Annotated in this window: 10 protein-coding genes and 4 pseudogenes; 6 read left to right on the top strand and 8 right to left on the bottom strand. The window is 63.2% G+C overall.

Annotated features, from left to right (window positions below):
• Positions 1 to 215 precede the first annotated feature (215 nt).
• Positions 216 to 593, bottom strand: a complete 378-nt coding sequence (locus OHQ90_RS14360; protein ID WP_328410817.1) for a nuclear transport factor 2 family protein — start codon at positions 591 to 593, stop codon at positions 216 to 218.
• 225 nt (positions 594 to 818) lie between these two features.
• Between OHQ90_RS14360 and OHQ90_RS14355 the strand changes: the two are divergent.
• Positions 819 to 1,060, top strand: a pseudogene (locus OHQ90_RS14355) (IS30 family transposase); the annotation flags it as partial.
• Here OHQ90_RS14355 and OHQ90_RS14350 read toward each other — a convergent pair.
• A pseudogene (locus tag OHQ90_RS14350) lies at positions 1,059 to 1,788 on the bottom strand (IS3 family transposase); the annotation flags it as partial. The pseudogenes OHQ90_RS14355 and OHQ90_RS14350 sit on opposite strands and share 2 nt — an antisense overlap.
• Before the next feature lie 529 nt (positions 1,789 to 2,317).
• Between OHQ90_RS14350 and OHQ90_RS14345 the strand changes: the two are divergent.
• Positions 2,318 to 3,223, top strand: coding sequence for a hypothetical protein (locus OHQ90_RS14345; RefSeq protein ID WP_328410815.1), 906 nt, complete (start codon positions 2,318 to 2,320; stop codon positions 3,221 to 3,223).
• Between the two features lie 778 nt (positions 3,224 to 4,001).
• On the opposite strand, the gene OHQ90_RS14340 is transcribed toward OHQ90_RS14345, so the two are convergent.
• Both OHQ90_RS14340 and OHQ90_RS14335 read right to left on the bottom strand, forming a co-directional pair.
• Positions 4,002 to 5,456 (bottom strand): UvrD-helicase domain-containing protein, encoded by a 1,455-nt coding sequence (locus OHQ90_RS14340; RefSeq protein ID WP_328412838.1) that lies wholly within the window; start codon positions 5,454 to 5,456, stop codon positions 4,002 to 4,004.
• A 68-nt stretch (positions 5,457 to 5,524) separates the two neighbouring features.
• The gene (locus OHQ90_RS14335; RefSeq protein WP_328410813.1) at positions 5,525 to 7,477 is read right to left on the bottom strand and encodes an ATP-dependent nuclease; all 1,953 of its coding nucleotides are present in this window, start codon (positions 7,475 to 7,477) and stop codon (positions 5,525 to 5,527) included.
• An 835-nt stretch (positions 7,478 to 8,312) separates the two neighbouring features.
• Between OHQ90_RS14335 and OHQ90_RS14330 the strand changes: the two genes are divergently transcribed.
• Both OHQ90_RS14330 and OHQ90_RS14325 read left to right on the top strand, forming a co-directional pair.
• Entirely contained in the window at positions 8,313 to 10,028 is a 1,716-nt protein-coding gene (locus tag OHQ90_RS14330; RefSeq protein WP_328410811.1) for a hypothetical protein, read from the top strand.
• Between the two features lie 150 nt (positions 10,029 to 10,178).
• A pseudogene (locus tag OHQ90_RS14325) lies at positions 10,179 to 10,668 on the top strand (transposase); the annotation flags it as partial.
• 8 nt (positions 10,669 to 10,676) lie between these two features.
• On the opposite strand, the pseudogene OHQ90_RS14320 reads toward OHQ90_RS14325, so the two are convergent.
• Together OHQ90_RS14320 and OHQ90_RS14315 are read right to left on the bottom strand one after the other, a co-directional pair.
• Positions 10,677 to 11,421: pseudogene (locus OHQ90_RS14320) on the bottom strand (IS701 family transposase); the annotation flags it as partial.
• 101 nt (positions 11,422 to 11,522) lie between these two features.
• Positions 11,523 to 13,022 carry a helicase associated domain-containing protein gene (locus tag OHQ90_RS14315; RefSeq protein ID WP_328410809.1) on the bottom strand — a complete coding sequence of 500 codons (1,500 nt, stop codon included), beginning with the start codon at positions 13,020 to 13,022 and terminating at the stop codon, positions 11,523 to 11,525.
• Here OHQ90_RS14315 and OHQ90_RS14310 point away from each other — a divergent pair.
• Positions 13,021 to 13,191, top strand: coding sequence for a hypothetical protein (locus OHQ90_RS14310; protein ID WP_328410807.1), 171 nt, complete (start codon positions 13,021 to 13,023; stop codon positions 13,189 to 13,191). The genes OHQ90_RS14315 and OHQ90_RS14310 overlap by 2 nt on opposite strands.
• Positions 13,192 to 13,255: 64 nt before the next feature.
• On the opposite strand, the gene OHQ90_RS14305 is transcribed toward OHQ90_RS14310, so the two are convergent.
• The gene (locus tag OHQ90_RS14305; RefSeq protein ID WP_328410804.1) at positions 13,256 to 13,504 is read right to left on the bottom strand and encodes a hypothetical protein; all 249 of its coding nucleotides are present in this window, start codon (positions 13,502 to 13,504) and stop codon (positions 13,256 to 13,258) included.
• A 911-nt stretch (positions 13,505 to 14,415) separates the two neighbouring features.
• A complete protein-coding gene (locus tag OHQ90_RS14300; protein WP_328410803.1) occupies positions 14,416 to 19,617 on the bottom strand; it encodes an AAA family ATPase in 5,202 nt (1,733 codons plus the stop codon).
• A gap of 1,830 nt (positions 19,618 to 21,447) precedes the next feature.
• On the opposite strand from OHQ90_RS14300, the gene mobF reads away from it, so the two are divergent.
• On the top strand, positions 21,448 to 26,841 hold the full coding sequence (gene mobF, locus OHQ90_RS14295; protein ID WP_328410801.1) for a MobF family relaxase: 5,394 nt from the start codon (positions 21,448 to 21,450) through the stop codon (positions 26,839 to 26,841).
• The last annotated feature ends 20 nt before the right edge of the window (positions 26,842 to 26,861 follow it).

Below are 26,861 nucleotides of genomic sequence, written 5' to 3'. Positions count from 1 at the left end.
TCGACCCCGCAACCGAATTCATCACCGACCGTGATCTGACACACTACAAGCGGTGTCGAAGGTGCCGCAATCACCACCGCGATCCGGGCTCGGTTGCGTTTTGAACACGTCCGCGGACAGTAGGTATGACTCAATCACTGTGTGGCACAGCCTTATAGCTTAAAAGCATTTTCCGGCCGCCCAAAGCCGCCGGATGACAGCGACCTTCTCCTGCGCTAAATGCTCCGCAACCCACCGAAGAACCCGACGATCCTACGGATTCGCCCCTCCGCGGAGACCTCCAGAAAATCCACTCCATCCGGCAACGCCGTGCCATCCGCCCGCACCAACCGCCACCCGAACCGAGCCATCCCATGATGAGCATCTACCCGGCTGACCCGCATCACCCGCATCCCCGGCTGCTGCGCGAACACCGCATCGATATGAACCGCCAGCTCATCGACCCCAACGGTGTGCACAGTCGGATCGGTATACGTCGCCCCCTCCGCCAACACGTCACCGAGAAACCTCCGCCGCCGCACCGGATCCGGATCACTCCACCCCGCACAGTAAGTATCGATCAGCGCATCGAACACACCATCCGCCTCAACCATTCCGCCATCCTCACCTATCCCAGCCATATCACCCCAGTGTGGGTCACGAAGCGACACAGCACAGCACCGGGCGCGATTACGTCGAACCCTGACTCGATCCCTGGGCAACAGGTCTCGTAGGGTTCGAATCGCAAACAGATACAAGAAGAGCCGAAATCTATCGCTTTGCAAAGTATTTCGGCTCTTACCGCGCCTGTAGGGGACATGCGCGCTAATAACCCGTGACTTCGTGACTACTTCCAGACCCGCCTGTCCGGACCGATCACCGACGAGCGCGGCAACACCGTCGAAGACCCGATGACGCGCCTGGACCGGCCGCAACAAGCCCCACCGCGCCCGACCGTGGATGGGTGCAGGCATGGAGTCCCGAGCAGATCGCCAAGCGGCTGCGGATCGATTTCCCTGACGACGAGTCGATGCGGATCAGCCACGAAGCCATCTACCAGGCGCTCTATATCGAGGGCCGAAGCCCGACCACGTGGACACATAAGTTATGTCGGCTACCCATAGACGGTTCGGCGCCGACGGCGCGAACTTCCGCTGCACCAGGTCCGCGGGCCGCTCGGCCGCCGGATCCGCGACGGTGGTGCGTTTGACCTGTCCCCGCGACGCCCCGCGCAGGCCGAGTTCGCGCATCAACCGCTCGACGGTGCCGCGAGCCACTCGGTTGGCTTCCCGGTTCAGCTGCAGCCACACCTTCCGGGCACTGTACGCGCTGAAGTTCTCACGGTGGACTCGGGTGATCTCCCCTTCAGTTTTTCGTCGCGCTCATTCCGCTTCGTGGGGCCTAGCTTGCGATACTCGTAATACATTGAGGGGGCCAGGTTTACGCCGAGCTCACACAGCGCGGCGCAGATAGACTCCACACCCCACACAAGGCCGTCGGCCTCCCGGCGGCCTTGGTGCTCGGTGACCGAACTTCGCAATCAGCGCTGCGGCCGGTCTATCTCGGCCGCGAAGAAAGCCGACGCAGCTTTCAGAATTGCGTTGGCGCGCTTGAGTTCTGCGTTCTCGCACCGCAGCCGCCTCAGCTCTGCGGACTCATCAGATGTGACTCCAGGCGCGCCCCCTCGTCGATCTCGGCCTGCCGCACCCACCCACAGACTGTTTCCGGATGCCCGATCCCCAGCAGCTCGGCAACCGCTCGCATCGCCGCCCACTCCGACGGGTGCTGGTCCCGGATCTCCATGAACATCCGCACGGCCCGCTCACGCAACTCGGCCGGGTACTTCTTCCTCGACGACCCAACTCCATCCTCTCCAAGAGATGAAGGTCTCCGGACATGCCGGGGGGATTCAGAAACAGTTGCCCTGCATCTTGCGTCCGCATGCGTCGTGTGTTGTGAGGCCCTTGAACGCATTGGGGTGGGTGCGGCGGACTGCCGCACGGGGTGATCGTGGGCTTCGCGATGCGAAGCGAGCTTGTATGGCCGTTCATGTCCGGAGGACCTGGCGTTTGAGGTTGGGGCCCGGCTTGCTGATTCGCGCAATCGGTGGCTGCCCTCGCTGTTAGCGACCCCTACCCACGTCGGGCGACTTCCAGTAGTATCGGACGCGATTCAGCCGCGGAGATCGGTTGCTGAGCCGAATTCGGTGTGCCCCGGTACATCTCACCGAAGGCCAGTGCCGGGTGTGGTGCACCCAGTTGCGCGGGCACTGATCATGTTGGTCGACCGGAATGTGTGACCCCTGACTTACCGACCGGGCGGTAGTGGAGGTTTTCGCATGCCCAACTCATCGCGCAACACGGCTGCACTGTCCCGAATGGCCTGTACGGGAGAGGTCTTCGAAGCCGCGCGGGCCGGTACAGGTCGCAATCGCGCACAGCCTTTGGAAGCGCATGGGCTGGATCATTGCCTACCGGCTCAGCGCGACTTACGGGCCCTGCTGGCGTATGCGTTCTGCATGCGGGATGACGGCGCGACTGAAGGTCCTGCGTCGTGGGATGTGAGCATACTGTCGGCCTACACCATCACTATGTCGCCGCGCTTCTCCGAGACGGTCCTGATCACCGACGCGCCGGACAACGTGACAGGGCGGCTGCTCGGGCTTCCAGGTCTTCGTCTCCGAAAGTGCTGCGGCGGCGATACTTTCGTCATGCGCCACTTGCCCACTGGAGCAGATCTCGTGGTCACGGCGAAACCATCAGGGCAGATCTCCACGAGGGAGCACCGTTCGTGGAGACCGATCACCATGGATGAGCCATTGACAGCGCATGAACGCAGCGAGCTGGCCGACGTCCCTCACATGAGCAACGACGCCAAGCGGCTGCTGGGCGGCATCTTCTGTCGTATCTCGACTTCGGACCCGGCAGGCAAATGGGCGATCGGCAACTGGTTCTACGACCCGATCCGCGTTTTCGTAGATGGCCCCGAGGAGAGAAGCCGCACCCTGTCCGGGATTGGTGATGCGTGGGAACTGCGCTGGGGCCCTTACCCTTACGCGGACGATCTTGCCGCGAGTCTGACGTCACAGCAGATCGGGCTTGCCGACGCTTACGCAACCACCGGCGACAATCACCTCGTCCTGGGGCTGGGGAAAGCGACCATCCGCTTGTACGGCAAAATCCGGCCGTTGATTGACAGAAGATCAACTTCGGCACAAAGCGATTCAGTAGGTGGGGCGCGATGAAGCGATCGTCCTGCCGACACCAGCCGTCCCAGCTTGGAAAGGGTGACGGCACGCTGATCGAGATGATTGCGATGACGCTGGCATGCGATGAACACCTGCGCCGCGCCAAATCGCTACTACTCACCGTAACTCTGTGCGCAGCACTGTTGATGCCGGGCGTTGCCGCTTTCATGACAGCAGTCGCAAGTCATCAGGGCCTACTCTTCACCGGCACGCTTGCCGGAGGTTGTGGACTGCTGGCTCAGTACCGCGCACGCACGAGTAGGCACATCCGCCGTCCAGGTGGTTTCCGACGCAGGAGGCAGTCAGACCTGCCCAACAGCTGACCCAGGCGTGCAGCCACTCAGACCGGGTACACACCTACGATGACTAGGCGTTTTCCAGTTGCCCATGTTTTGCGTGTCCTGCCCTGGGCACGAATCTACGACAGGGTCAACTGCAGGGGATTGACGCCCATGCGATGGCAAAACTGCACTCTTGTCCGATCGCTCATGTCCGGCATGGTTGCTGGCCAGCCGTCGTGGCTTGTCATCAAACCCGCCATTTAATGGCTGACGTCAACCAACGAAACCCGCGCACGCCAACGCTAGTAATCGACATCACAGCCAGAACTGGGCAAAATTTCAATATATCCGCAGCTCATAGGCTCACCGAACCAACGACACCCAACGCTGCCAACTCTTGACAACGACATCCATCGCACCCTAGTTCGATGTGAGTACATGGAGTTACCCAGGACCTCGGTGGCGCGAGGCGCTCAAGACTTTGCTTAGGCGTCTCACCTGATGGCTATCTCGACCGTTCCCAGACGAGCCCTGGTGCACGCCACATAGAGGACCCGGTGAGATTCTTGGTGCGGGCGCAGTCCTCGCTGCAGCGACCGTCGCTCAGTGGTGCCCAGACAGACACCAACGCGATCCCATTCGCGACCTTTCGCCTGATGGGCCGTCACGCCCGGCACACAGGTAGTGCCTATTCGGAGCCGTTCACCGATCATCCACAATCTTTGGAGCATTACGCTGTCCGGTTCCGCGGGCAGTGCGTTGCCCGATTCCGAGCACCGGAACATCTCGGCGAGATGGTCGTACACCTCGAAGAGATCGCCGGCGTCCGCTGAGTCGGCGAGTCCCTGCATTGCTTTCGTAAAGCCTGGTTGCATCGCCTCGACCCCGGCATCTGTGAGCCCCAATGCAAGAAGGGCTTCCGCTTTGAAAACGGCGCCCATCCCGGTGAGCTGGCGAGCGGACAGGTCCAAGAGCACGGTCGCGAGTCCATAGGATATGTCGTCACTGGCGGCACCCCATGCGAGCGGAACGATCTCTGGGCGACCGATATCCCACAAGTTCTTCCAATTGGGGGCGATGACGATTTCACAGTCGGTTCCCGCAATACCGGACCGTAGTTCGACTCCGACACCAGTTCGAAGGTCTCTAGCCAGTTCTTGCTGCTCACTCGAGCGGAAACGGAAGGATTTCGACAAGTACAGGGTCTCCATGGCCAGGCTCTCCGAGAGGCCGGGGACCTTCTCGGGGCTGGCGCCGCGGAATCCATACAACGCTTGCCATGGGTCACCGATAATGGTGATCTCGCAGCCGGACTCTGCAGCCAGCTCGACAAGAAGCAGATCCAGCTCGTTGGCGTCATACACCTCGTCGACGATCAGGCATCGGATGGTTTCACTCAGCCTGCGCCCGACGTGATCTCGGATTTGTTCTTTGGCGAGCGCGGTATGGAGGACCGAGCGGATATCGTCATGCGTGCAGTGTCCATTCGCTATCTGGGCGTTCACATCGGCTTCGCTGGGCACCGGTCGCAAGTCGATGCTTTGGCGGGCCACCGCGATGCCGTCGTCTTGGTAGGTTGCCACCCAGGTCCTGTAGCCCTGGGTGTGGGGAACCAGTGCTTTCCACGACTCGTGGACGGTCAGCGCGGTATGACCGCCGGGCCATTTGATTACTCTGCTGTGGAGAAGGTCCTGCACCACTGTCTGGACGAAGGCGTCGATCGTGCTGATTCGGTGTGGCCATTGCAGCACTGAGGGACCCCAGGTCGATTCCGTCCGCACTCGCAATTCGCGAGTGGCGGATTTGGTGAAACTCACCGCAACGACGGCTCGGTGGTCACGCGAACCACCATCGGTGAGCTGGATCCGATATCGGAGACAGCCAAACCGCTGAGCGGCGACGGTTGTCTTGCCCGATCCCGGCGCGGCCTCGATAACGACGAGTGGCAATCGCGTGCCCGCAGCGACGATCTGCTCCGCGGTCAGTGAACGCAGGAGCGGACCGTTCGGAGAGACAGTCAAGCCGGCTCCGAGAACGTGTCAGCCAGGAGCGATTCCGTCTGGTCACCCGCGCCTTCTTGTCCGTTGCCATTGTCGGTGCCGTACAGAAAATCCAGCATGTCTGCGATGCGTTCGGGCACAGTTACCAGAGTCCCGTTTTCGACTGCCTGTGTGATCTGTTCGGCGACAGCCAATGCGAACTCGCCCTTTTTCTTGGCTCCTTTTCCGGCCGACCTGACCTGAACCTTGTTCTCCACCTTCGCACTCTGAAAAAGGCAGAGTATTGAGTCGACGGTCACGGGACCTTCGGGGTCCACATTGATGTCGATAAGGGCTTTTTCGATGAGGGGCTCGTTGCCAGTGACCAACGTGGGTTCCAGAGTCGGGTGACTCAGAAAGGCTCGAACAATTTCGGTGTCGTGTTGGTTCAGCCAGGCCGGGGGTGTTGGTTGTTCGTGAAGTTCTTTGTCACTGTCTGTCAGGATGGCCAGGCGGTCACAGAGTTCGTGTTCCCGGGTTGCCAGCAACCGGACCGGCCAAGATCCGACCTTGGTCCCCATTGCCGTGATGGTCAGCGCGTCCACGAACGCCTGTTTGCGGAAGTTTTCCCCTGCCCATACTCGGGCGAGCTCACGGATGAGCACCACCTCGGTAACGCCCTCGACCAAGAGCACGCGTTCGGCGAAGATCGAGGCTGTGCGAGTGGCATCCAGGTGCAGCCGCGCCTTCCGCAGCACTTCCTCTCTCCCGGTCATGGGGATGGTGGCAATAGCGCGACCAACACGGCTCCCGTCGGCACGCTTGCGCATGACGACGACATCTTCGGGCCGGGCAGCGGTGATCACCTCTGGGGCATGACTCGACAGAATTATCTGTAGCTCTGGCCGTTCCTGCACAGTTCTGCGGAGATGCCGAACCAGTCGATATTGCAGCTGCGGATGTAGATGCGCTTCGGGCTCTTCGATGACCAATGTCGCGTGAAAGGGACTCTCCTGGAAGAAGGAGTCCTCCGTCAGCCTCGCTTCCTCCAGGGCCTGCGCCAGTTCACCTTCGGCTCCGGCGCGCGCATCCGCGTCAACGTCCGCTGACGTATCCAAGTCGAGAACCGATTCGCTGCCTTCGGCGGGAGGTTCAGTAGGCGATGATGGAGTGCCCGCTGTCGAGTCCGGAATCGCTGCGAGGACGACTGCCATGTGTAGAAGATTGACGTAGCCGAGCCCCGAAACGTCGAGCGGTCGAGCGTAGGCGCGTCCCTCCATTACAGCCAGCATCATTTCCAGCACACGTGCCAGGTAGCCATCATCGACCCGCTGTCCACGCACGTAGGGCCAGTGTGTCGAGACTCCTGCAGTCAGCGAGGTGAGATGCGCTGTAATGCGCTCCTCCACCGCCTCGATGACAGGATCTTCACTGAGGTCCTCGAGAAGCCTCCATGCGCGCGTGCGGAGGCCGGTCAAATTCCTTGTGTTGTTCAGACGCTGCTGCTGCGCGCGAAGAAGCTCCACCAGAATCCGTGCCTCGCGCCGCGCGAGTTCATCCAACGGGTTGCGATGCGCCGGAAGGTAGAGCAGCTTGATCGCCTTGCTGGTTTCCGGGGGCAAACCGAACCATTGAGCTCGGATAGAACCGAGACTCCCGGAGAGCGTCCTGGTCCAGGAAGCGACCGTATCCCCAGGGGACATGCCGACATACTGGGTCAGGATTTGCCGCCCGAGCGGACCTTCTTTGCCGAAAAATTCTAGATCGTAGTCAATTTCGATCTCCCGAGTACCGTTCCCCAGCCCTGCTGAGCTGAACCGACCCAAGCTCGGAAAGACTTCACCGTGTCCCAGATAGGCGGCATCGCTGAACGTCGTCTTGCCAGCATTGTTCGCGCCCACCAACACCGTGAAACGCGCCGGTAGGCGCACCTCAAGCGGAACTTCGGCACTCGCTCGCAGCCCTTGAACTCGCAAACGGCTCAAATGCACTCTTGGCACTCCCCCTGGTTGTTTGCTGGACGCACGCCTAGCCTACTCACGGCCCTATCACCTTTGTGCGACACTGCAACCCGCTGCCGTAGCGGGTCAATTCGTCGTGAAGTCAGAGTAGTGGCCATCGTTCGTGGCCGTCGTCGGCGCGGTGTCGACGGCGCGTGTCGACGGCGCGGCCCGGACGCGGCGTGCTTAGCCGGGCAGCCCGCCTTTGAGGGTGCGCACGCTCACCGAGCGTGTATCTTCACGCCCAGTCCGCACCACTACCCCGCACTCCGAAACGAAGGTCGCCCGTGGAGGCGGCGCGAGGCTTTCCCGGGACTTCCGCTCGGCCAATTCCCGCGCAATCTCCTCCGGTTCCAACCACCCTTCCTCGGGAGGCTGCACACCGGTTGCCGACTCCGGGCAGATCGATGTGCTCCCTGGAATGTTGTGGGAGTACAGCATTCCGGTCCGACGCAGAACTTTTGTGTTGCGCCCACAACTAGAGCAACGATACCGCCGCGTCGGTGAGATGTCCTCGCGTGCAGGCAGACCTTCAGTAGCCGCCTGCTCATCAGGTTCCATCACCTGCGAACCGGATGCCGGACACTCATGGTGCGAGCATGGTTTCGAGTGGCCGTTGAGCCGCCCAGTCTTCCGGCTCGCGGCCGTCACCTTCCCGCAGTCCTCGCACAAGTGCTCCACGCTGAACGGACTGCGCCCATAGAACGGCATGTTCACATCATGCCTGTCAGTCCTGTTGAAGGCAGCGAAATCGATTTGATCTGCTGATTACCGTAGCTACCACAGGGATTCAGTCGTAGCCACGATGCATGAAGGAGATCGCGGAATGGCAAGCCGGGACGCCGACCCTACGGTTGGTCCGCGAACAGACCGACACGCAGCCAGGCGAGCCAACCGCGAGATTGGAAATCAGGCCGAACAACGAGGCCGTGGTGTTCCACCGACGGTCGAAGGGTTCGAGCGCGAATTCCACGAGCGCGGTCATGATGGTATCGCCGAAGCTCTGCTCTCACGGCACAACCAACGGATGGAGCGCATCGTCGCGGTGGGTGTGATGACACAGCAAATCGTCTTGCCGGTGTTGTCTAGCTCCATGGCGTTGGGCTTCGTCGCCGAACAACTCGGCGCCCACGAACTGCGCCCGACCATCATTGCAGGTCCGACGTGGGCGGATCATCTGGCCTGGGGGTTGGACAGCGTCAGCGCGGCAGTCCGCCTCCTGCTCGGCCTGCAACCGATCGGCGCCGCGATCATCGCACGAACCCAGCTCGAACGCTGGTCGGCCAACATGGCATTCAACACCGATCTCAACCAAGAACCAGGCGAAGACACCGCAACGTGGATGAATCGCCTCTGGAACCACTGCGGCGTCTGGTTACCGAAACACAAGCGGCAGATCGGAGACTTGTTCGCCGAGCTGAGCGAGCTCATGCATGCCCGCGGCCCGCTGATGCCATTGGTATGGCTCGACGCCGTCGAAATCACCGACGCTCCCACCAGCGATCACGTCAAATTAATGGAGAAAACCTGCGAGGCGCTCGTCTTGAGCCTCGGTCATTTGCGATTGTGCCTGGCCACTGCTGTCGAGGATCAGGGTGCCCCTGAGCACGCGGAAGCTGTAGCTGGCGTTCGACTTGTAGCACCTGCCCGGAGTTGGGTGCCCAACCTCGGACCCTGGGTATGGCCGATGACGCCGGGCCACTTCGACATTCCTGTCGTTCAGGACTTCATCAACGGTATGCAGGGCTACTTCCACATGGTCTCAGCCGCGCTCCATGCCGACCATGAACCCGAACCCCCACGTGAAGGATGGCCCCTCTACAGCTTCGGCCACCACCGATTCCGAGCAATGGTCATGGCGGTGACGGCCTCCGATCAGGACCGAAAAGTGATGGGCGAGAACCCTGACCACACGATTCAGGACACGATGATCAACGCAGACCTCGCCGCTGAGATGGCCGCCATGCTGGCTTCTTGGCTGCGGAACGATCCCGAACGCAAGCCGGTGGCCGACGCACTGGCCGTCTGTAGCTCAGCACTGCGCTCGGCAGTCTGGCTCTGGCTCGAGGACGACTCCCGTGCGATGGGCTGCCTACGAGTTGTGGTCGAACAAATCGCCCGTACACGCGCATGGCGCGTGAAACCCAACCGCGCAGCAAAGATCGAAACCAGCCAGAACTCCACTCCACGCGACTGGATCGAAGCCGCCGGATGGCGACGGCTGAATCTGTTCAACCGAGCCCTCGGAGAGTTCGCCCACGGTGCGACCACCGCGGACTGGGCTCTCGCTCGCGACGCACTGGTCATCCTCCAGCACAACGCGGACACCAACGAGCACGCCAACTTTACAGGACGAAGCCACGCTATACGGGCATCGATCCTCATCGTCAGCCGAGAATGCGCCGCGTGGGCAGACAGCTTCGGAAGCCCCCTGGGAAAGGCTTATCGCAAAGTCATCGACATGGACGACAACCAAGCAGACGCTGTGATCGAGGGACTGATGAACAGAGCATGGGAAAGGCGCGGTACATCCTTGCGGTAACTCCCTCATAGGCTTGCGCAGGGCGGCCGACCTCGACGGCCCCGACGGATGCGCGCCAGGTCGAATCGGGAATGGGAGTGTCGGAGCTTCGGCGGATCTGATCTCGATCCGATGAGCCGAAGCTGATCGTTCGGCAGGAAGGGCCGACTCATGTCGGAGACACTGGCCGCCGTGGCGAAGAAGGATGCGGCGGAGACGAAGAAGCTGCCCGAGCAGCTGCTGGCCCGGGCCAAGGAGCAGGGGACCGATCTGGTCGGGCCGGGTGGGCAGCTCAACCAGCTGACCAAGACCGTGCTCGAAACCGCCTGGAAGCGGAGATAACCGAGCACGTCGGCTATGAGAAGCATGGCCGGGCGGGCGGGGAACGGTCAACTCCCCCAACGGAACTCGTTCGAAGAAGGTGATCGCAGAGGTCGGTCCGGTCGAGATCGATGTGCCGCGTGACACGGCATCGTCGTTCGAGCCGCAGATCGTGAAGAAGCGTCAGCGGCGCCTGACCGGGGACGATGAGATCGTGTTGTCGCTGACCGCGAAAGGCCTAACCGCTGGTGAGATTTCGGCGCATTTCGCCGAGATCTATGGTGCGTCGATCTCGAATGACACGGTCTCGGCGATCACGGACAAGGTGGTCGCGGAAATGACCGACTACTTGGATGCGGGTAGTTCCGCGATCAGCACATCGGCGCATTCGGTGCGGTCCGCGCGAGTGCTCACCGGCTGGTCGCAGCAGGTGGCCATCACGTAGAACACATCGCGTTCGGTCAGCCAGTCACGCAGGTAACCGGCTTGGCCGTGGGCTTCGTCGGCGGTGAACCACGTGAACGGCCCCTCCGCGGCCAGGACCCACTCCAGCATGGCTATCACCTGCCGGGGGTTTGGTGGCAAAGGCCACCTCATCGGGGATCCCCGCCGCCCGGCAGCGGTCCCGGTCATCGGTCCAGGACTGGGGAACATACAGCTCCCGGGCGAGCAGCGCGTGCCCGGGCCGGGATGCATACGCCAGAAACACGCCGATCAAGCAGTTTTCCGTCCGTGCCGCGGTTCCCGAATACTGGCGTTGCACCCCGGCCGATTTCACGCCCTCTTCAGGAAACCGGTCTCATCGGCGGCCACCACCGCCTCGGGATCGCCCAGGTGGGCGACCACATATGCGCGCCCACATCATCGCGGACCCCGTCGACGTCCCAGTCCGCCTGACCCCGCAGCCGCTGTATCCCCTCCGGGCCCGCCTCACCAGCACGCTCGGCCAGTGTCCACCCGTTCCTACGTTCCAAACCCACCAACAGCCCCGATACATATTCACGCACCCCAGCCCGCGGTTCCGAAAGCGCGAACCGCCCCCAACCCGCAACATCAACGAATCCAACTCCGCCACAACACGATCCAACACCACACACCAGATCTACCAGCACCAACTCGCATAGGTGTCGTTGGAGTACTAACCACTCCTCCTTTCGTGACGTTACTTGGCGGCGCAGCGTCGATCAGCTGTAGTCATCGCCGGTCACGAGTGTTCGTCTCCCAGGTCCATCCTGGTACCGCCTCAAGCTGGGTCTCCAGCTCCGCGGTCAGCAGATCTCGAAATCGTCGTTGCTGATGGACCCACTCGCCCAGTTTCACCGCGTTCTCCCGATGCTCACGCGGAACCCGCGAATGTCCTTCCCGCGCCATGAAATTCAGCAGCGCCGCGTACGCTTCGGCCCACGCTGGCGCGATCTGCCCGGTCCCGAACGCCTCGTCGACTCGGCCGATACGCCTCCAGCGCTGCAGCAGTCGCCGCGCGGCGTCGCGGCCGGTGCGGCTGCCCGCGCCCGCGGCGCGCCAATACCAGGTCTCGGCCTTGCCCAGCTCGCCGCGCTGTTCCAGCACCGCGCCCACCCGCGCCAATTCCTCGGCGTCCAGCGGTGTCGCCGACACCCACCGCCGTGTGCGAGGAATCAGCGACTGCTGGTCATAGGTGAAAAGCGCTGTGTCCCAGTCCGAGAGCAGGTCATCATCGAGCAGAACGACCGGCACGGGATCGAGCAGAAACGAGGTATCCACCGCGAGCCAGCTCACCGGGCTCGGCCGCCCGATAGCGGCGTCAATCTGCGCGCGGTAGGCCTCCTCGAGGTCGACCAGGACTGACCAAGCCGCATGCAGCAACGCTGAGGCAGACAGGCGGGCCACTGACCCACCGAAGACAGTGCCGGTGACGAAGTCGGCCGTCACCGGTTTGGTGTCTTCGAGCAGCGTGCCCGCACGGTTGACGACGTAGCCCTCGCCGAGTGTCGCTGCAAGCGGCACGATTTCCGCGCGGATGTCGGTGTGGCCGTCGGCCAATGACAGCGCCCGCCCCGTACGCATCATCTGCACCGACACGATCGGCAACCGCGCGCGCTCGAAGCGGTCGAGCAGCTGTTGCGGTGAGGGCCGCGCCGTCGACGCGGTCTCGTCCGCGCGGGGAAGATCATCGTTTTTCTGCCCGAGCCAGGCCTCACGGTCGGTGCCGGACAGGTAGAGCTGCCCGTCGCCGACCTGCCACCGCACCGGTGTACGGGCATGTCGGCCACTGTGCACGATACGGCAGGTGCGCACCGCCAGGTTCGGCAGCGCGGTATGCATGATCTGCTGCAGGGCGGGCTGGGTGCCCCGCAGAGTCAGTCCGGCGAAGGTCTCGATCCCGACATTGGTGCCGACGCGATGCCAGAACTCGGTGAAGTCTCCCGGTATCTGCTCGATGAGCAGCTTCAGCCGATCCGGCGACAGACTCGCCCCACCGTCGCCCAGGCGGCGCGGGAACAGCTGCGGTGCACCACCGCCGGCGATCCATAGGGTCTCGAGCACCGCCGACAACTCCGCGGCCTGCGTCCCGGTGAGCAGATCCTCGATCGTGGCCAACCCCGCGGCCGTCGATTCCGGGTCCGAGACCATCGCGCCGGCGAACCCGTCACTGACCAACCGTGCGCATAGCGGCCATAACGGGGCCGCGCGACGAAGGAGGATCACCGCCATGCGAAAGCTCATAGTCCAGCAGTGGGTTACCGTCGACAACATCGCCGCGGAGGAGGACGGCAAGCTCAGCTTCGTATCAGGGGAGCCTTCTCCCGACAAGACCAACAAGGCGTTCAAGGCGAGCATGCGTGCTCATCCGCCGTCAGTGGTTGGGCCGTGGTCTGGTTGAGGATTTGGTCGATTGCGTCTCGGAACTCCGGGCTGCGTTCCATGAGCCGACATAAGGCGGGAGGTCACCGTTCACCCGTTCCCGTGCTGTCTGATGGCTGCTGGCCGGGCGAAAAGAACAGCGAAATGCCCAGCCGGAGACGGTATGGATCGATCGCTGTTTCGAGCTTCGAGTACAGGTCCGGCCTCAGAAGCAGATCCGTGCCGTGAAGTGCCGGCGTGAGCGGCTCGTAGTTGCCGTCGTGTATGAGGAAGCCACGCCATTGGCGGCAAACCAGCGCCGGACCTTCACCGTCGATGAGGGTAAGGCGCAAAGCTGGAGTCTCGGGGCGAAGACCTAGGAGCGTCACGAGTTCGATGCGCGGGCCCAGTAGGAACGGGTGGAGGCCGGCACCGCGGGCGGGGTCTGGTGTACCTGGCTCTTCGCTGAACCGTAGGAGAGAGGTGAGCGGGCCAGTAGTGGTGGCGAGGATCATTTGAGCTCGCTCTTGGTCTAGTGACGGAACTAGTGCGGTGTGGGGGCGTGACCAGATGATGGGGCGCGAGTCGGCGAACGGCAAAGACCGTGCGGTTGGTTGGCCGTCCGAAGTCTCTAGCCCGGTTGCGAGGAGCATCTGTCGGCTGGGCTGTTTCGGACTGCGGGATTCAAACGTGAACTGGCGCTCCATGAGACCGATCTGGACCCAGCCTGTGTACGGCGGTTCCGCGCAGTGGGCTGGTTCGGTGTTGGCTAATTGATGCCTTCCGGCCAGCGCTCGTGCTTCTGGTGGAGGCCAAGGAGCGTCTTCGGTTTCGACCCAGGGCACAGGCGGCAGCGACCAATGGAGCCTCGTCGGACGCGTGGACGGACGCGGTACTCGTGCTCCTTCGCTGCGGATGGCCCAGGTCGCGCTGGGAGCAACGCCGCTGGCGAGTCTACGCTCGAACGGGATGGGGTCGACTATTTCGCCCGCCATGGCAAATGCGGTTCGGGTGCCTGCTGCAGCGGTTTGGAGTGCGTCTTCTGATGTTTCTTCGTGTGCATAGTAGGCCGGCGGCCTGTCTGGGCCGCGCGACCTTAGCTGCCTGATCTGCGCTTTGCCGCGTTTCAAAATGGTTTCGGCACGCTCCGCGAGGCGAGACTCGATTGCTTCGCGCAGGCCGGGCGGATCGCCGCTTACATCGAGCCGCTCGGCTAGGTAGTGTTCGATCATCGCTTCGGCCTGTTCGCGAGGCGCGGGGTCGGTCATCGCAGCTCATCGAGTGCGTTGGCGATGCCGAGTCGGAGAGCAGCGTCGGGTTGGGACGCGGGCGGGCCAGGTACCGGATAGCGATGGCATTCAAGGATTTCGCCAGCGAGGACTCTGACTGAGAGGCGGTCGCTTCTTGCCATATCGGTCAGCCGCGCGGCGAGCCCGTCGGTGAGTTCTCCTTGTGGGAGATGGTCTCGGACGGTTTCGAGAAGCCAGGTGGTGCGTCCCGCATCGAAGTCAGCTTGGAGTATGGGGATGAGCGCCGCCTGTGCCAGGGCGGGGCGGCAGGCGATGAGGAATGCTGTCGCAAGGAGCGCGAGGCGTATCTCTTCGCGTTTTGGTCGGGCAATGTTGGCGATCGCAAGGTTTGCTAGCCCGACGTTGAGATCACTGGGGTTGTCGGGACTCGAAAGCGGTACGTAGGGCGGGTGGCTGCGGGCAGCGGTGCCGGGGATGCGGCTCTCGAGGCTGGTGAATGCTGTGTTCCATGCTTCGACGGCAGTGCCTCCCAGTCCGCTAGCGGGTTGAGCTGCGAACGCAGCGATGACGGCCTGGACGATGCCGTAGAAGCCTCGGTCACCGGTCTCGATGTTGTTCACGATGGCGGCTGCGAGCGTTCTTTCGGCGATGTCTGGGTGGAGCGCGCGGGCTTTGGTCCAGAGGTCGACGCGTTCGCGTCCTGCGAAGGTGCGCCATCCTCCGCCGCTTCGGATTCGGGTGTAGGCGAGGGTGTAGCAGTAGCTCGCGACCTGCTCCAGGTTCCGGATGGTCGAGTCGCACTGTCTGGCGATGCCGTCAGCGAGGGTAGCGAAGATTTCGTGGTTGGACATGTAGTGCAGTTCGCGTGCGACAGCATCAATAGTCCTGATGCCAGCATCAGGTCCGTCGGCAGCTGTCGCTTCGAGGATGCGCCACCCTATGGCGTTGACGAGGGCGTCGAGGTCGTTCGGGTCGGAGCCGTAGTTCTTGTCGTCATAGTGGCGCGCCGCGATAACGGCTCCACGGGGGCCAGACGGCAACTTGAGACGTTGAGTGCTGTCGAGCAACTTCTTCGAGTTGCCAGGTCCCCTGAAGGGGTGGTGGCGGTATCCGCTGTTGTTGGTCTTTTCGGGTCGTGGTTCTCGGGCGGGGAAAAAAGGGCCTCCGAGTTCTTGGACAGCTGCAACGAGTTCGGGGGTCGCAATCGACTCGGGCATGTCGCGCGAATACATCAAAGCCTGATTGTCGTAACCGGCTGCCACGTTGTTCGCGAAGGTCGCGAGCGCGATGTCGGTTTGGTGGGTGATGCTGAGCTCGGATTGGAGATTTGTGAGGATTTCGACGTCGGTTTCGGGCCGTCTCCAACTGGTGCCGGTGGTGAGGCGCAGTGCGGCAAGCGCGACTGGGTCCGCGATCGCGGTGTGGGTTGTTAGTAGTTCGACCTGGGCGAGGTGAGCGAGATAATCCTCGAATCCGTACTCGCTGACGAGTAGCGCAGCCGCGTTGGTTGCGGCTGCGATGGGGTCGATGTTGGCGGAGAGTTCCCACCAGGAGCCAGGTACGTGATGGGTTTCGCGACCGTCGGTGTGCTGGCTGACCAGATACGCGGGGTCTTGGAGACGGGCAAGGGCCGCACGGGCTGCATCGATATCGACGGTTGCAAGGTCTTCAACGGCGTCGACGAACTCTGTGATGGTGACATCTTTGTGACCGCCGTATGCACCGAGAAGATGCGCGGCTCGCTTCCAACAGTCGTCAGCTTCGGTTCTTGCGCCAGCGTCGAGGCAGATGCGGGCGGTCGCCACTTCGAAATCGGCGGTTACCGAGTACATGGTGTGTGTGTCGTCGCGTGCGGCGCGCACGGTGGGCAGGAGCTTGTGGATGGGTTCGATGCCGATGACGTCGGAGACGCGGCTGAAGATTCCGAGCAGGTCGTTTGTGGCGAGCGGCCCGTTCTCGGCCATGCCGGCCAACGAGGTGGTCGTCCCCTCACCGATGGCGGTGAGGTGGTCGAGGACTGTGTCGAGGTCGTCGGGCTGGACGACGAGCAATGCACGCTCGATGACATCATGAATGTGGGAGTGGATGGAGTAAAGGTCGACAGCGCGTGGTATGCCGGTGAAGGGTGATGCTTCTGCGGCCAGCTGTTTGAGCGCGACCCGGACTGCCGCCGATGCTGCGTCAGGGGTTGTGACACTGTCGGCGACTTCTTCCCGCAGGCCGACAGTGGCGATGGTGAACCGCAGCCAGGCGCGGAAGAATCCCTCACCGGTCAGGGCAGCGCTGAGCTTGATGGGCGTACTGCGGTCGAGGGCGTGAGCGAGTGTGAGCAAGGCGAGCCAACGTTCGACGAAACCGGACCGATCGACGCTGCGCTCATCGAGAAGAAATTCGGTGGCTGCCCGGAGGTCACCTTCGAGGTCAGTGCTTCCGAGACCCGCAACGATGTCGGCGGGGTCGATTCCATATTTCAAGTAGGCGCGGATGTCGCCGCCCGGCACACGGCTCCACGCTTCGCGTGCGAGGTGGTCCGCGTGCGGGAGACCTGCCACTCCTTTGGAGGCGAGGTCGGCGAGCGTGATCCAGACTGTCGCGATGTTGCCGGGATTGGTCATCGCACGTGCTGCGTTGACGAGGTCCTCAGCTGGCAGGCCAGCCACGAGGACCTCGACGAGGTCACGGAGAGGTGGCGTTCCTTCGTAGCCATCGAGATGGCCAGCAAGAATGGCGACATCGATGGGGCCTTCGTCTGTTGGCCTGAGCCGCAGATGTCCAAGTTGTATCGCCAAGTCGACGTGCCCGTTGCTGTCTGGGCCGTAGTGGGTGTTCTCGGTTTCGGCTTCGCGCTCGTGTGCCGCGATGTATGCCTCCCAAGGCGGGGCCGCCCCGGCCCGGTCGACAGCCTCGCATAAGCTCAGTCCCCAACGAGCAGTAAAGGTGGTGCGCCCTTCATACATGAGGCGTTCGGCGACCACTTCGGCGCCGAGGATGCCGACGACCACGTCGGCGTATTCGACAAGTGTGTCTGGAAGCGATTCGTATTCGTAGACGGCCACCGCTCGGCGGGCCTCGAGGCACGTCATCAGCATCGTCCAGTCACGGCAGGCTTGGGCTTGCCTGGTGACGACAGAGAGGACCTGCTTAATGGCTTCCGGCGGTTGGAGTGCAGTAACCGCACAGGTGACGAACTCGAGGTCGATAAGCGCCTTCAACTCGTGATACGCGTCGAGGTCTGCGAGTATCCGAGGTAGGTGTCTGAACGCGCGGGTGTCGGCGAAGAAGCCGCGGCCGGCAAGCCAATCTGCGGCACTTCTGCGGATGTACTGGGCCCACGCTTCCGGTTTGTCGCGGCGGATGAATCGGCTGAAGCTCTCGTGGTGAACCTTGAGCCCACCGAGACCGGGCAGAGAGTTCAGGACTGGAGCCAGTCTTGTGAGCGCGGACCCGAGGTACATTGCTACGACGGGTAGAAGCTGCCCCAATTCGTCCTGGGTAAGCGCGAAATCGCAGAGAGCGAGGGCGCCGATGGCGAGTTCTTGGTCGGGGGTCAGCGTGCTGAGCAGGTGTCGGTAGTACTCGTCGAGGTCAGTGGCTGTCTCGGGTACTTGGTTGAGGCGTTCGATGATGTCAGTGAGTGTGGCCGGTGCTGCACCAGTCCCGTCGAGGGGTGAGGTGCCCGTCGCGTGGCGGCACAGGTAAGTGGCGTAGAGCGCGTTGCCGTTCGAACGGGCTTCGAGAAGGTCGACGATAGTGCGCTTGTCGTCCGGGTCGGCCCCTGCACCGGTCATCGGGTTGTCGAGGACGCCGTGCCGTTGTGCGAGCGAGCGAAGTTCGTCGGTCGACATGCGCGGCATCAGCGTCGGTGGGCCCGATGCCGGGTCGGCGTTGTCGAGGTGGTCGCCCGGCTGGCTGGAGATCAGCATGCAGGTGCCGTCGGGAAGGCTGATAGCCCCAAGCCGGTCGACAAGGGTGCGTGACGGGTCCGCGGCGTGGCGGCCGCCGACCCGGCGGCCGAGGACTCGGTCGACGTGGTCGATTCCATCGACGATGAGGAGTAGCTGCTCGTCGGGGTACTTCGCACGGCAGGTTCTGATTGCTGTTTCAAGTGCTTCGGGGGTGGCAGCGAAGCGGGGCCGCAGCTCCGCGATAGCGTCGGGAACAATGGCTTCGAGCTGACTGAGGAGACTTCCGATGACGACTTCGGCGAGCACTCGTTCGTTGCGGTCTCTGTCGGTCTCGCCGAGCCAGCAGTGGTGGCGGACAACTAGCCAGTCGTGGGCGCGGTAGGCATCGGCGATTTGTTCGCAGAGCCATGATTTGCCCGATCCGGGTTCTCCAGTGAGGATGACCTGACCACCGGCAAGGGTAGTGGTGTCGATTGCAGCGTGAAGTGTGGCAGCGGCACCGGTTCGAGGGACCGCCAAGGCGGTATCGACGGGGTGCCCGTCTCGTACTGCGCCGAAGTCGGTGGTCAGCCGGAGCCTAGGTGCCAGGTCGGCACGGCTGAAGCAGCCATCGATTGCACGTGCTGCCGTCGCCGCGTGGGCCAGCGCGAGCGCGACGTCTTCTGCCGCTCGATTCGTATTGGGTGGGCGGCCGGCACCGAGTTCTTCAGTCGCTCGTCGGAGCAGCGCGGCTTCGGCGGGACCGGGCGCGGTAAAGCTAAGGGATGCTGCCGGAGCCGCAGTGTCGATGACCAGGCGCGCGCACGCTGCACGAAGTTCGTCGTCGGAGAAGTCCTGAAGGAGCGTCACCCAAGGTTTGTTGTCGCGGAGCTTCTCTGGGCCGAATCTGTATCGGCGGGTGGTGACGCCGGGTAGCGGGTCTCCAGGGTCGTCTGTAGCGCCGACCGGAAGCAGGACCTGCGCCAATTCGCTGTCCGGCTTGCCGTCGCGGACTACAACTCGATAGGTGCTGTTGGAGTTTTCATCGAAGTCATCGAGTAGTGAGCGCAGGAGCAGGTCGAGCCGGAGGTCGCGTTTGTCCGAGGAGAAGGTTGCTCGCTTAAGTTCACGTTCGATGGTGGTGTGCTTGATTTGGAGTCGAAGCCGATGCCCGGCAGCGTAGTTGATGGTGAGGTCGTCGAATCGATCGCCGGCGAAGCCTTTGAGGTCGACCGTGATGGTGATGGCGGTGCCGAGCATGAGGTCGACGAATGCGGTACCGGTGATTACGTCCTGGTAGGCGTAGCCGTGGTGCGGTGCCCGAAGTGTCATTTCATAACCCAGCAATTGCATCGGCGTAGTGGATCTCCGGCTGAATAGGACGGTGGCAGGCTCGCGTGTGCGACGTCGAGGGTTCATCGCTTGGCCCTGTCCAAAGACGAGGAATTTCGCCCCGGTGAGCGACTGTTGACCATCTGAATCGACAGAAAGTTCGATTCACGTCAAGACGGCCGTGCAGAACGGCAGCCTGGTCCCTTGAGGTGCCCGGGTTCGAAACCAACCGCTTCCTCCACCAACCTCGGTACGTAGATAGCCCCCGACGTAACCCGAACTCTGAGCAATGCCTCACCTACAAGGCACTGTCCCAGTTAGGTACGGGGGCACGGTCGACGTCTCCAGCCGCGAGCTCAAGCGCTATGTTGACTTCGGTGCGGCGCGAGATGAGCTTGCTCATCGCCCCTCGCCTCTGTTGTCCCAGTTGACCTCGACCGAATCGGCCAGGAAATCGGGAACGGTGGACGACCTCAACGCCCGACGGCTTCGCGTGGTGATCGCCCTCCCATGGTCGTGTGCGGATGCGCCCTGCGATCTGGGGTAGCGGAAACGTCTACGGTGCTGTGGGATCAGCGGTTCCAGTCGTATCCACAGCCCGTCGGTCGAGACCTCCACACGCACCAACAGATTGTTAGTCCGGTTGTCGCGCAGTGGAAGACGACACGCCGACTCATCACAACCTGTTTCATCCTCGCAGGGAGTACGTCCGGGTGTCACGATCAGACACAAGCGGTCCTGCCTGCGGTGTCCCGGTGAGCCCTTTTTCGCGGATGCGCGGCAGCACCCCGCCGAGTTGAAGTATAGATTTGCCCGCACCTGACACCTTGGACACGACGATCATGCCGGGCTGCTTCGCGAGCCACGAAGCAGTTGCAGCACAACAGCTATCGCAGTCGCAGAGTAGAGGGCGGGCGTGTTCGCTGAACCCCGTCGAGACCGAGGTACGACGACACAGTCATCACCGGCCGCCCCGCCGCACCCTCACTCGGCGCACACACGACCGAGTAACGCACTTGCTCCACAGGAGTAGTACGTGGGCTCGTCCTGGCGTTCCTCGACCACCAGCGATCCTGTGAGTCCGCCGCACCGGTAACGACGCTGACGGCGGTGGCCTTGCGGAAGGCACGGTGCTGCGCCTGCTACGCCCACGATCGCCTCGTCGACACCGACGATCTCTGCGACGAATGCCGCCGCGACTTCCCCCTCGCCGCCTGATCTCCCCAGTTGTCCCGCTGTAGGCGGGAACCGTTCCAGGTCCGCCGTAGTGTCCACTCCTGCGGCGGACCGGCCACCACCCCAGCGCTCTGCGCGTTCCGTGACCCCACCATCTGGAGGCACTCCCGTGACCAACCTCTGGACCGAGTTCCTCACAGACCATTGGCTTTCCATCACCCTACTGATCTGGCTGGCCATCGTGATTCGCCCGACCGCCAACCAATGCCGCTGTGACTGCCGCTGTTCGACCACGCCGCGCCCCAACCGCGATGCCCGGTAGCCGGTCGCGCACGCCAGCCGCACATCCGAGCGGCGGTCAGGTATCTAACCGCATCAAGCCGGCAGTCACCTCTCATCACTCCGCCCACCCACTCCCACCAATCACCACCCTTACCTCACCCTCCCAACCAATCTCACCACCCCTTCCTCCCCAATCACTCACTCTCACACCCCCACATCCCTCCCCTCCCCTCATTTCCTCCTCTCTCGACAAGCAGACCTCTTTCATTTGAGGTAACGTTTTGGCAACGACCAGGGGATTTACTTGATTTGACGAAAAACTAGGCAACCCAAACCCTTGGCATCAAACACATAAGCGTGCTTGATTAATATATGACCGCGACCATCCATAAAGTCGTGGCAGGCAACGGGTATCAGTACTATCTGCGCAATGTCGCCGCGAACGACACATCCACCCGCGGCCGTTCCAGCCTCGCCGACTACTACTCCGCAAAAGGGGAAGCACCGGGTCACTGGCATGGCACAGGCCTGACTGCGTTAGGCGTCCAACCAGGTGATGAGGTCACCGAAGAACAATTGAAATCCCTGTTCGGGCTAGGTCGTCATCCGAACGCCGAAGTGATCGAAGCCCGCGTCTACGACACCGAGATGAGCAAGGGCGCCAAGCACAAAGACGCCACACGTGCAGCCGACCAAGCGTCGCGTCTAGGTAACCCATTCCGCGTATATGGCGAAGTTTCCGAGTTCAGAAAAAGGTGCGCGAACGCCTTCGAGGAATACAATTCCGCACACGGATTCGCCCCTCATGACGCTATTGCTGATGACGAACGGGCACACATCCGCACCCAGGTCGCGTTCGAAATGTTCACCAAACAGTACGATCGTGCACCCCTGGATGCGCGGGAACTGTCAGGCTGGGTGGCCCGCAACTCGCGCCCCAACACCACCGCGGTCGCTGGTTTCGACATCACCTTTAGTCCGGTCAAGAGCGTCTCGGTGTTATGGGCGGTGGCACCCAGGGCGGTGTCGGAGAAGATCGAGGCCGCTCACCATGCCGCCGTCAAGGATGCACTGCGGTGGCTCGAGGGGCACGGCATCTTCACCCGGCTCGGCCGAAACGGGATCCGTCAGGTCCATGTCGAGGGTCTCGTCGCGGCCGTATTCACCCATCGTGACAGCCGCGCCGGTGACCCCGACCTGCACACCCACGTTCTCATGGCCAACCGTGTGCGCACCCTCGACGGCACATGGCGCACCCTCGCCGGCACCACGATCTACCAAACACTCGTCACGGTCTCCGAGATCTACAACACCAGACTCGAACACCACCTCGAGCATCTCGTCGGCGTCGAGTTCGCCGAACGCCCCGGGCAGGATCCCTCGAAGCGTCCGATCCGTGAAATCGTCAATGTTCCACCGCGATTGATCACCGCCTGGTCGCGCCGCGACACCGCAATCACCGCCCGCCTGGGGCAGCTCGCCGCCGAGTTCCAACAGCAGCTCGGGCGCGAACCGATCCCGGGTGAAATGTATGACCTGGCCGAGCGCGCCACCCTCGAGACCCGCCCCATCAAGCACGCGCTGCGGTCCCTGGCCGCGCAGCGCAGCATCTGGCGGGCCGAGGCTGTGGCTTTGCTCGGTGGCCGGGACGCGGTGGCGCGGATGGTCACCGCGGCACTTGATCCGGTCCGACCTGCGCGCTCTGCGGTCACGACTCAGTGGATTACCCACGCCGCCGAGCACGTCGTCGAGGTCGTCTCGCAGCACCGGTCAACGTGGCAGCACCACAATCTGCGGGCCGAAATCGAACGACAACTACGCGGACGAGTGAGCGGCGAGGAGTGGCAGCAGGTCGCCGAAGCCGTACTCGCCGAGGCGGTTTCCCCGGCGCTCTCGGTTGCTCTCGAAGATCCCGACCTCACCGATGAACCTGAACTGCGGACTGTGCCGGTGTTGTTGCGTCGCCGCGACGGGACCAGCGTGTACACCTCCTCGGATGCGCAGTTGTATACGACGGCGCAGACGCTGTCGGTCGAACGACAGTTGATCGAGATGTCGGTGCAACCCGGCGGACGCCAACTTCCACGCGATCTCGTCGCGGCGGCGGTGCGCGACCACAACGCCCAGAATCCGGATCGCCCCCTGAACGCTGGGCAGATCAGCGTGATCGAGGGCTTCGCTGGCTCGAACCTGCGGGTGCAAACGACCAATGCCCCAGCGGGGTCGGGCAAGACCACCGCGATGCGAGTACTCGCCGACGCCTGGCATGCCAGCGGCGGCCAAGTCCTGGGCCTGGCACCGACCGCATCGGCCGCGGCGGTGCTGGGTGAGTCGATCGGTGCGCGCGTGGAAACCGTCGACAAGGTCCTCGACGTTCTCACCAAGCACACCCCCAGCCGCGACAACCTCGCCCTGGACCGGGAACAGCCGCCGTCGTTGCCGCAATGGGTGCTGCAAATCGACCCGGGCACGTTGGTGATCGTCGATGAGCACGTCAAGGTCGGCAACCTCAAACGCCTTCGCCTGCTGCGATTCCTAACCTCGCGGGGTGCGACGGTCCGCTGTATCGGCGACCCCCAACAGCTCGCCTCGATCGAAGCCGGCGGCGCCGATCGCGACATCGACCGGGCCGCACCCGAGCATTCACTCACCCTGACCCACGTCGTGCGGTTCGCCTCCGGCGCCGAAGCGACAGCGAGTTTGCAACTGCGCGACGGTGACCCCGCCGCACTCGGCTGGTATCTGGACAACGGCCGCATCCATGCCGGGCACCTCGGCGCCACCCACGACGACGCCTTCACCGCGTGGCTAACCGACCACCTCGCCGGCCGCGACACCATCATGTTGGCCGCGACCCACGACGTCGTGACCGAGCTCAACGCCCGCGCCCGCGCCGACCGCATCGCCCGCGACGGCGGTGAGGTTGGCGCGGAATGTGTACTCGCCGACAGACTTGCGGCCTCGGTCGGTGACCTGATTCGCACTCGCCGCAACAACCCACGATTACGCCTGGGCGAGCGTGACTGGGTCCGCAACGGCTACGCCTGGACCGTCACCGCCGTCCACGACGACCGCAGTATCACCGCCATCCACCGCCACGCCGACGGCCACAACGGGCACACGGTGCGAATTCCCGCCGACTATGTGAGCGCGCACGTGCGTCTGGGTTACGCGACAACGATCGATTCCGCGCAAGGAATCACCGCCGACTCGTGCCATGTCGCGCTCACCGGAGGTGAGTCGCGCCAACAGCTTTACGTCGCACTCACCCGCGGAGTACACGCCAATCACGCGTACGTGCCGACCGCTTTGGACGGTTCCGAAGGCTCGTTCTGGTCCGAACCCGCCGTATATCCACGCACCGCCGTGGAGATCCTGTTGCGCATTCTCGGTCGCGACGGTGCGCAGAAGTCGGCGCACACCATGCTGAGAGATGCGCTCGACCCGCATCACCGTATCGGTCGCGCGCTCGATATCTACCTCGATGCGATCGGGGTCGCCGCCGAAAACGCACTCGGCGCTGACGGTCTCGAGCAGCTCGACACCGCCGCGGAAACGTTGCGTCCGAACCTTACCGACAGCCCCGCCTACCCAGTACTCCGTCAGCATTTGGCGACGATCGCACTGTCGGGTCGCGACCCGATCGCGGCCTTGCACGCCGCCGCGAGTGCGCGGGAACTCGACACCGCCGATGATGTTGCCGCTGTGCTGGATTGGCGGTTGGATCCCTCCGGCGCACACTCCACCGGTAGCGGGCCGTTGCCGTGGGCGTCCGGGATACCTCGTGGGCTGCGCGCTGAGCGCGATTCCACCCAGCTTTCCGCGCGTGCGCGCATCGTCGCCGACCTCGCCGACCAGATCCGCACCGACGTGCAGGCCTGGACTCCCGTGTCGTCGCCGCATTGGGCGCGCCCGCTGATCGGCTCGGACCCGCGCCTGCTCTCTGATCTCGCGTTGTGGCGCAGCTCCTTACACGTCGATGACCGCGACCTACGCCCGACCGGTCCGCCTCGCTACACAGTGGCCGAACGCGAACACCAAGATCTTCTCGGCGTCCGCGTCACTGGCGCGCTCGGCGACCTCCATCTCCCCGCCAACAAATGGGCACCGGTGATCGAACGACTCGAAGTCCGAGTTATTGCAGATCCGTGGTGGCCGACCATGGCCGACAAAATCGAGGTCGCCAACCGATCGGGAATCGACATCGAAACACTGCTGATCCACGCCGCCGGGATACGACCGTTGCCCGACGACATGCCCGCCGCCGCCCTGTGGTCGCGACTGGAACTCGAACCATCCGCCGCCGACACTAGCACCGCCCACCACAACCTCCGCCCCGATTGGGCCCCGGAACTCCACGCGCTATTCGGTGACGACATCAGCGACCGCGTGATCAACGACCCGGCGTGGCCACGTCTCGTCGCCGCCATCGACCGCGCTACAGGTACCGGCTGGACGCCACGCGAACTGCTCACCACCGCAAATGAACTGATCCTCGGCGCCCAACCCGACGGCGCCATGAACCTGCGACCCGAACAACTCGCCAGCGCACTGGCCTGGCGCTGCGACGCGCTCCTCCGCGAACCCACTCACCTCGAACAACCCGACATCGATACCTCCATGGAATTCACCATGCGGGGCAAAGTGATCGAAGAACCCGACGCCGACAAACCGATCGAACCCGACTACGACCGGTTCGCGGTTCGCGTTACTCGCGCACTACCGTGCGTAGCTTGCGGGATCGGCCGGGCAGTCATCGACACCACCCCACGCCTGCCGCGCCGCAGCGACGACGGCCTGTGCAGTGAATGCCGCGACAACGACGAACCCGCCATACCCGACCACCACGCCGCCGAGCACATTCGTGCGCGCTGCGACCACATCGCCGCCACCCAACCACCCGCAACTGTGCGTGCCATGCTCCGGCGTGATTGGCGCGCTGCCCGCACCCTCTCAGAACGCCTAGCCATCAGCGCCTGGATCGACACACATCCGCACGAGGACACAACCCCCCAATCACAAGCCACGGCGCCAGACGACCCGCCATTGCAGAATCCGCTCATCGTTCTCAGCGACGAGCAACTACAGCAACAGATCGATGACGTTCACTTGCGCATCGAACTCGTCGATAACGAAACGGTCCTCTACGGCCCCGCCCTCGATCGGCAGGGCAGCGACGCGGATTACGACGGCGAAGTCCGCCGCCACCACGCGGCGCAGGAGGCGATCCGCAACGCCCGCTCCGCTGAGCAGGAACTCAGCGATGCCGTCCAGGCAGTTCAAGCCACGGCAACCGAACTCGACACCGCCCGCAGCGATCTCAAAGCCACACCCGCCTACCGTCGTGGAACACGCCGCGAAGTCCAGGCCCGCATCGACGCACTCCTCACTGAACAAAAGAACCGCACCGACACCCGAGAATCGGCACGCAGCACCGCCCTCAAAGCCCAACGCGATGCCGCCCTCTACGCCAGCGCCGCCGACGGGTGGGACCGGCTTCTCGCCACACCAGACCCCGAACGCACACCCCAGCGACCCGTCCAACAGGACACTGCCGCCGATGCTGATACCCGTGCTCGAATCGCCGACTTTCGGCGGCAAATCGATGAGCTACGGACCGAACAGCAGCGCCGCAGGATGCTCAACGAAGTTCAGCTGGCGGCCGAACAGCAACTGCGACATCAAACAAATCCCGACGAGAACGGCTCACTCGAGTTCATCGAGGCTCCGATCGCATGGGAGCCGGACACCGACTTGGGACTCTGACTTCCCTGCATATTCCTCCC

It is taken from the genome of Nocardia sp. NBC_00403 (assembly GCF_036046055.1).
Taxonomy (GTDB): Bacteria; Actinomycetota; Actinomycetes; order Mycobacteriales; family Mycobacteriaceae; genus Nocardia.
This window is presented reverse-complemented; position numbering and strand designations above follow the sequence as displayed.

Bases quoted from the DNA above. Each gene is read 5' to 3' on its own strand.
- OHQ90_RS14360 (WP_328410817.1), bottom strand. From the start codon at position 593: ATGGTTGAGGCGGATGGTGTGTTCGATGCGCTGATCGATACTTACTGT.
- OHQ90_RS14345 (WP_328410815.1), top strand. From the start codon at position 2,318: ATGCCCAACTCATCGCGCAACACGGCTGCACTGTCCCGAATGGCCTGT.
- OHQ90_RS14330 (WP_328410811.1), top strand. From the start codon at position 8,313: ATGGCAAGCCGGGACGCCGACCCTACGGTTGGTCCGCGAACAGACCGA.
- OHQ90_RS14310 (WP_328410807.1), top strand. From the start codon at position 13,021: ATGCGAAAGCTCATAGTCCAGCAGTGGGTTACCGTCGACAACATCGCC.
- OHQ90_RS14315 (WP_328410809.1), bottom strand. From the start codon at position 13,022: ATGGCGGTGATCCTCCTTCGTCGCGCGGCCCCGTTATGGCCGCTATGC.
- OHQ90_RS14300 (WP_328410803.1), bottom strand. From the start codon at position 19,617: ATGACACTTCGGGCACCGCACCACGGCTACGCCTACCAGGACGTAATC.
- mobF (WP_328410801.1), top strand. From the start codon at position 21,448: ATGACCGCGACCATCCATAAAGTCGTGGCAGGCAACGGGTATCAGTAC.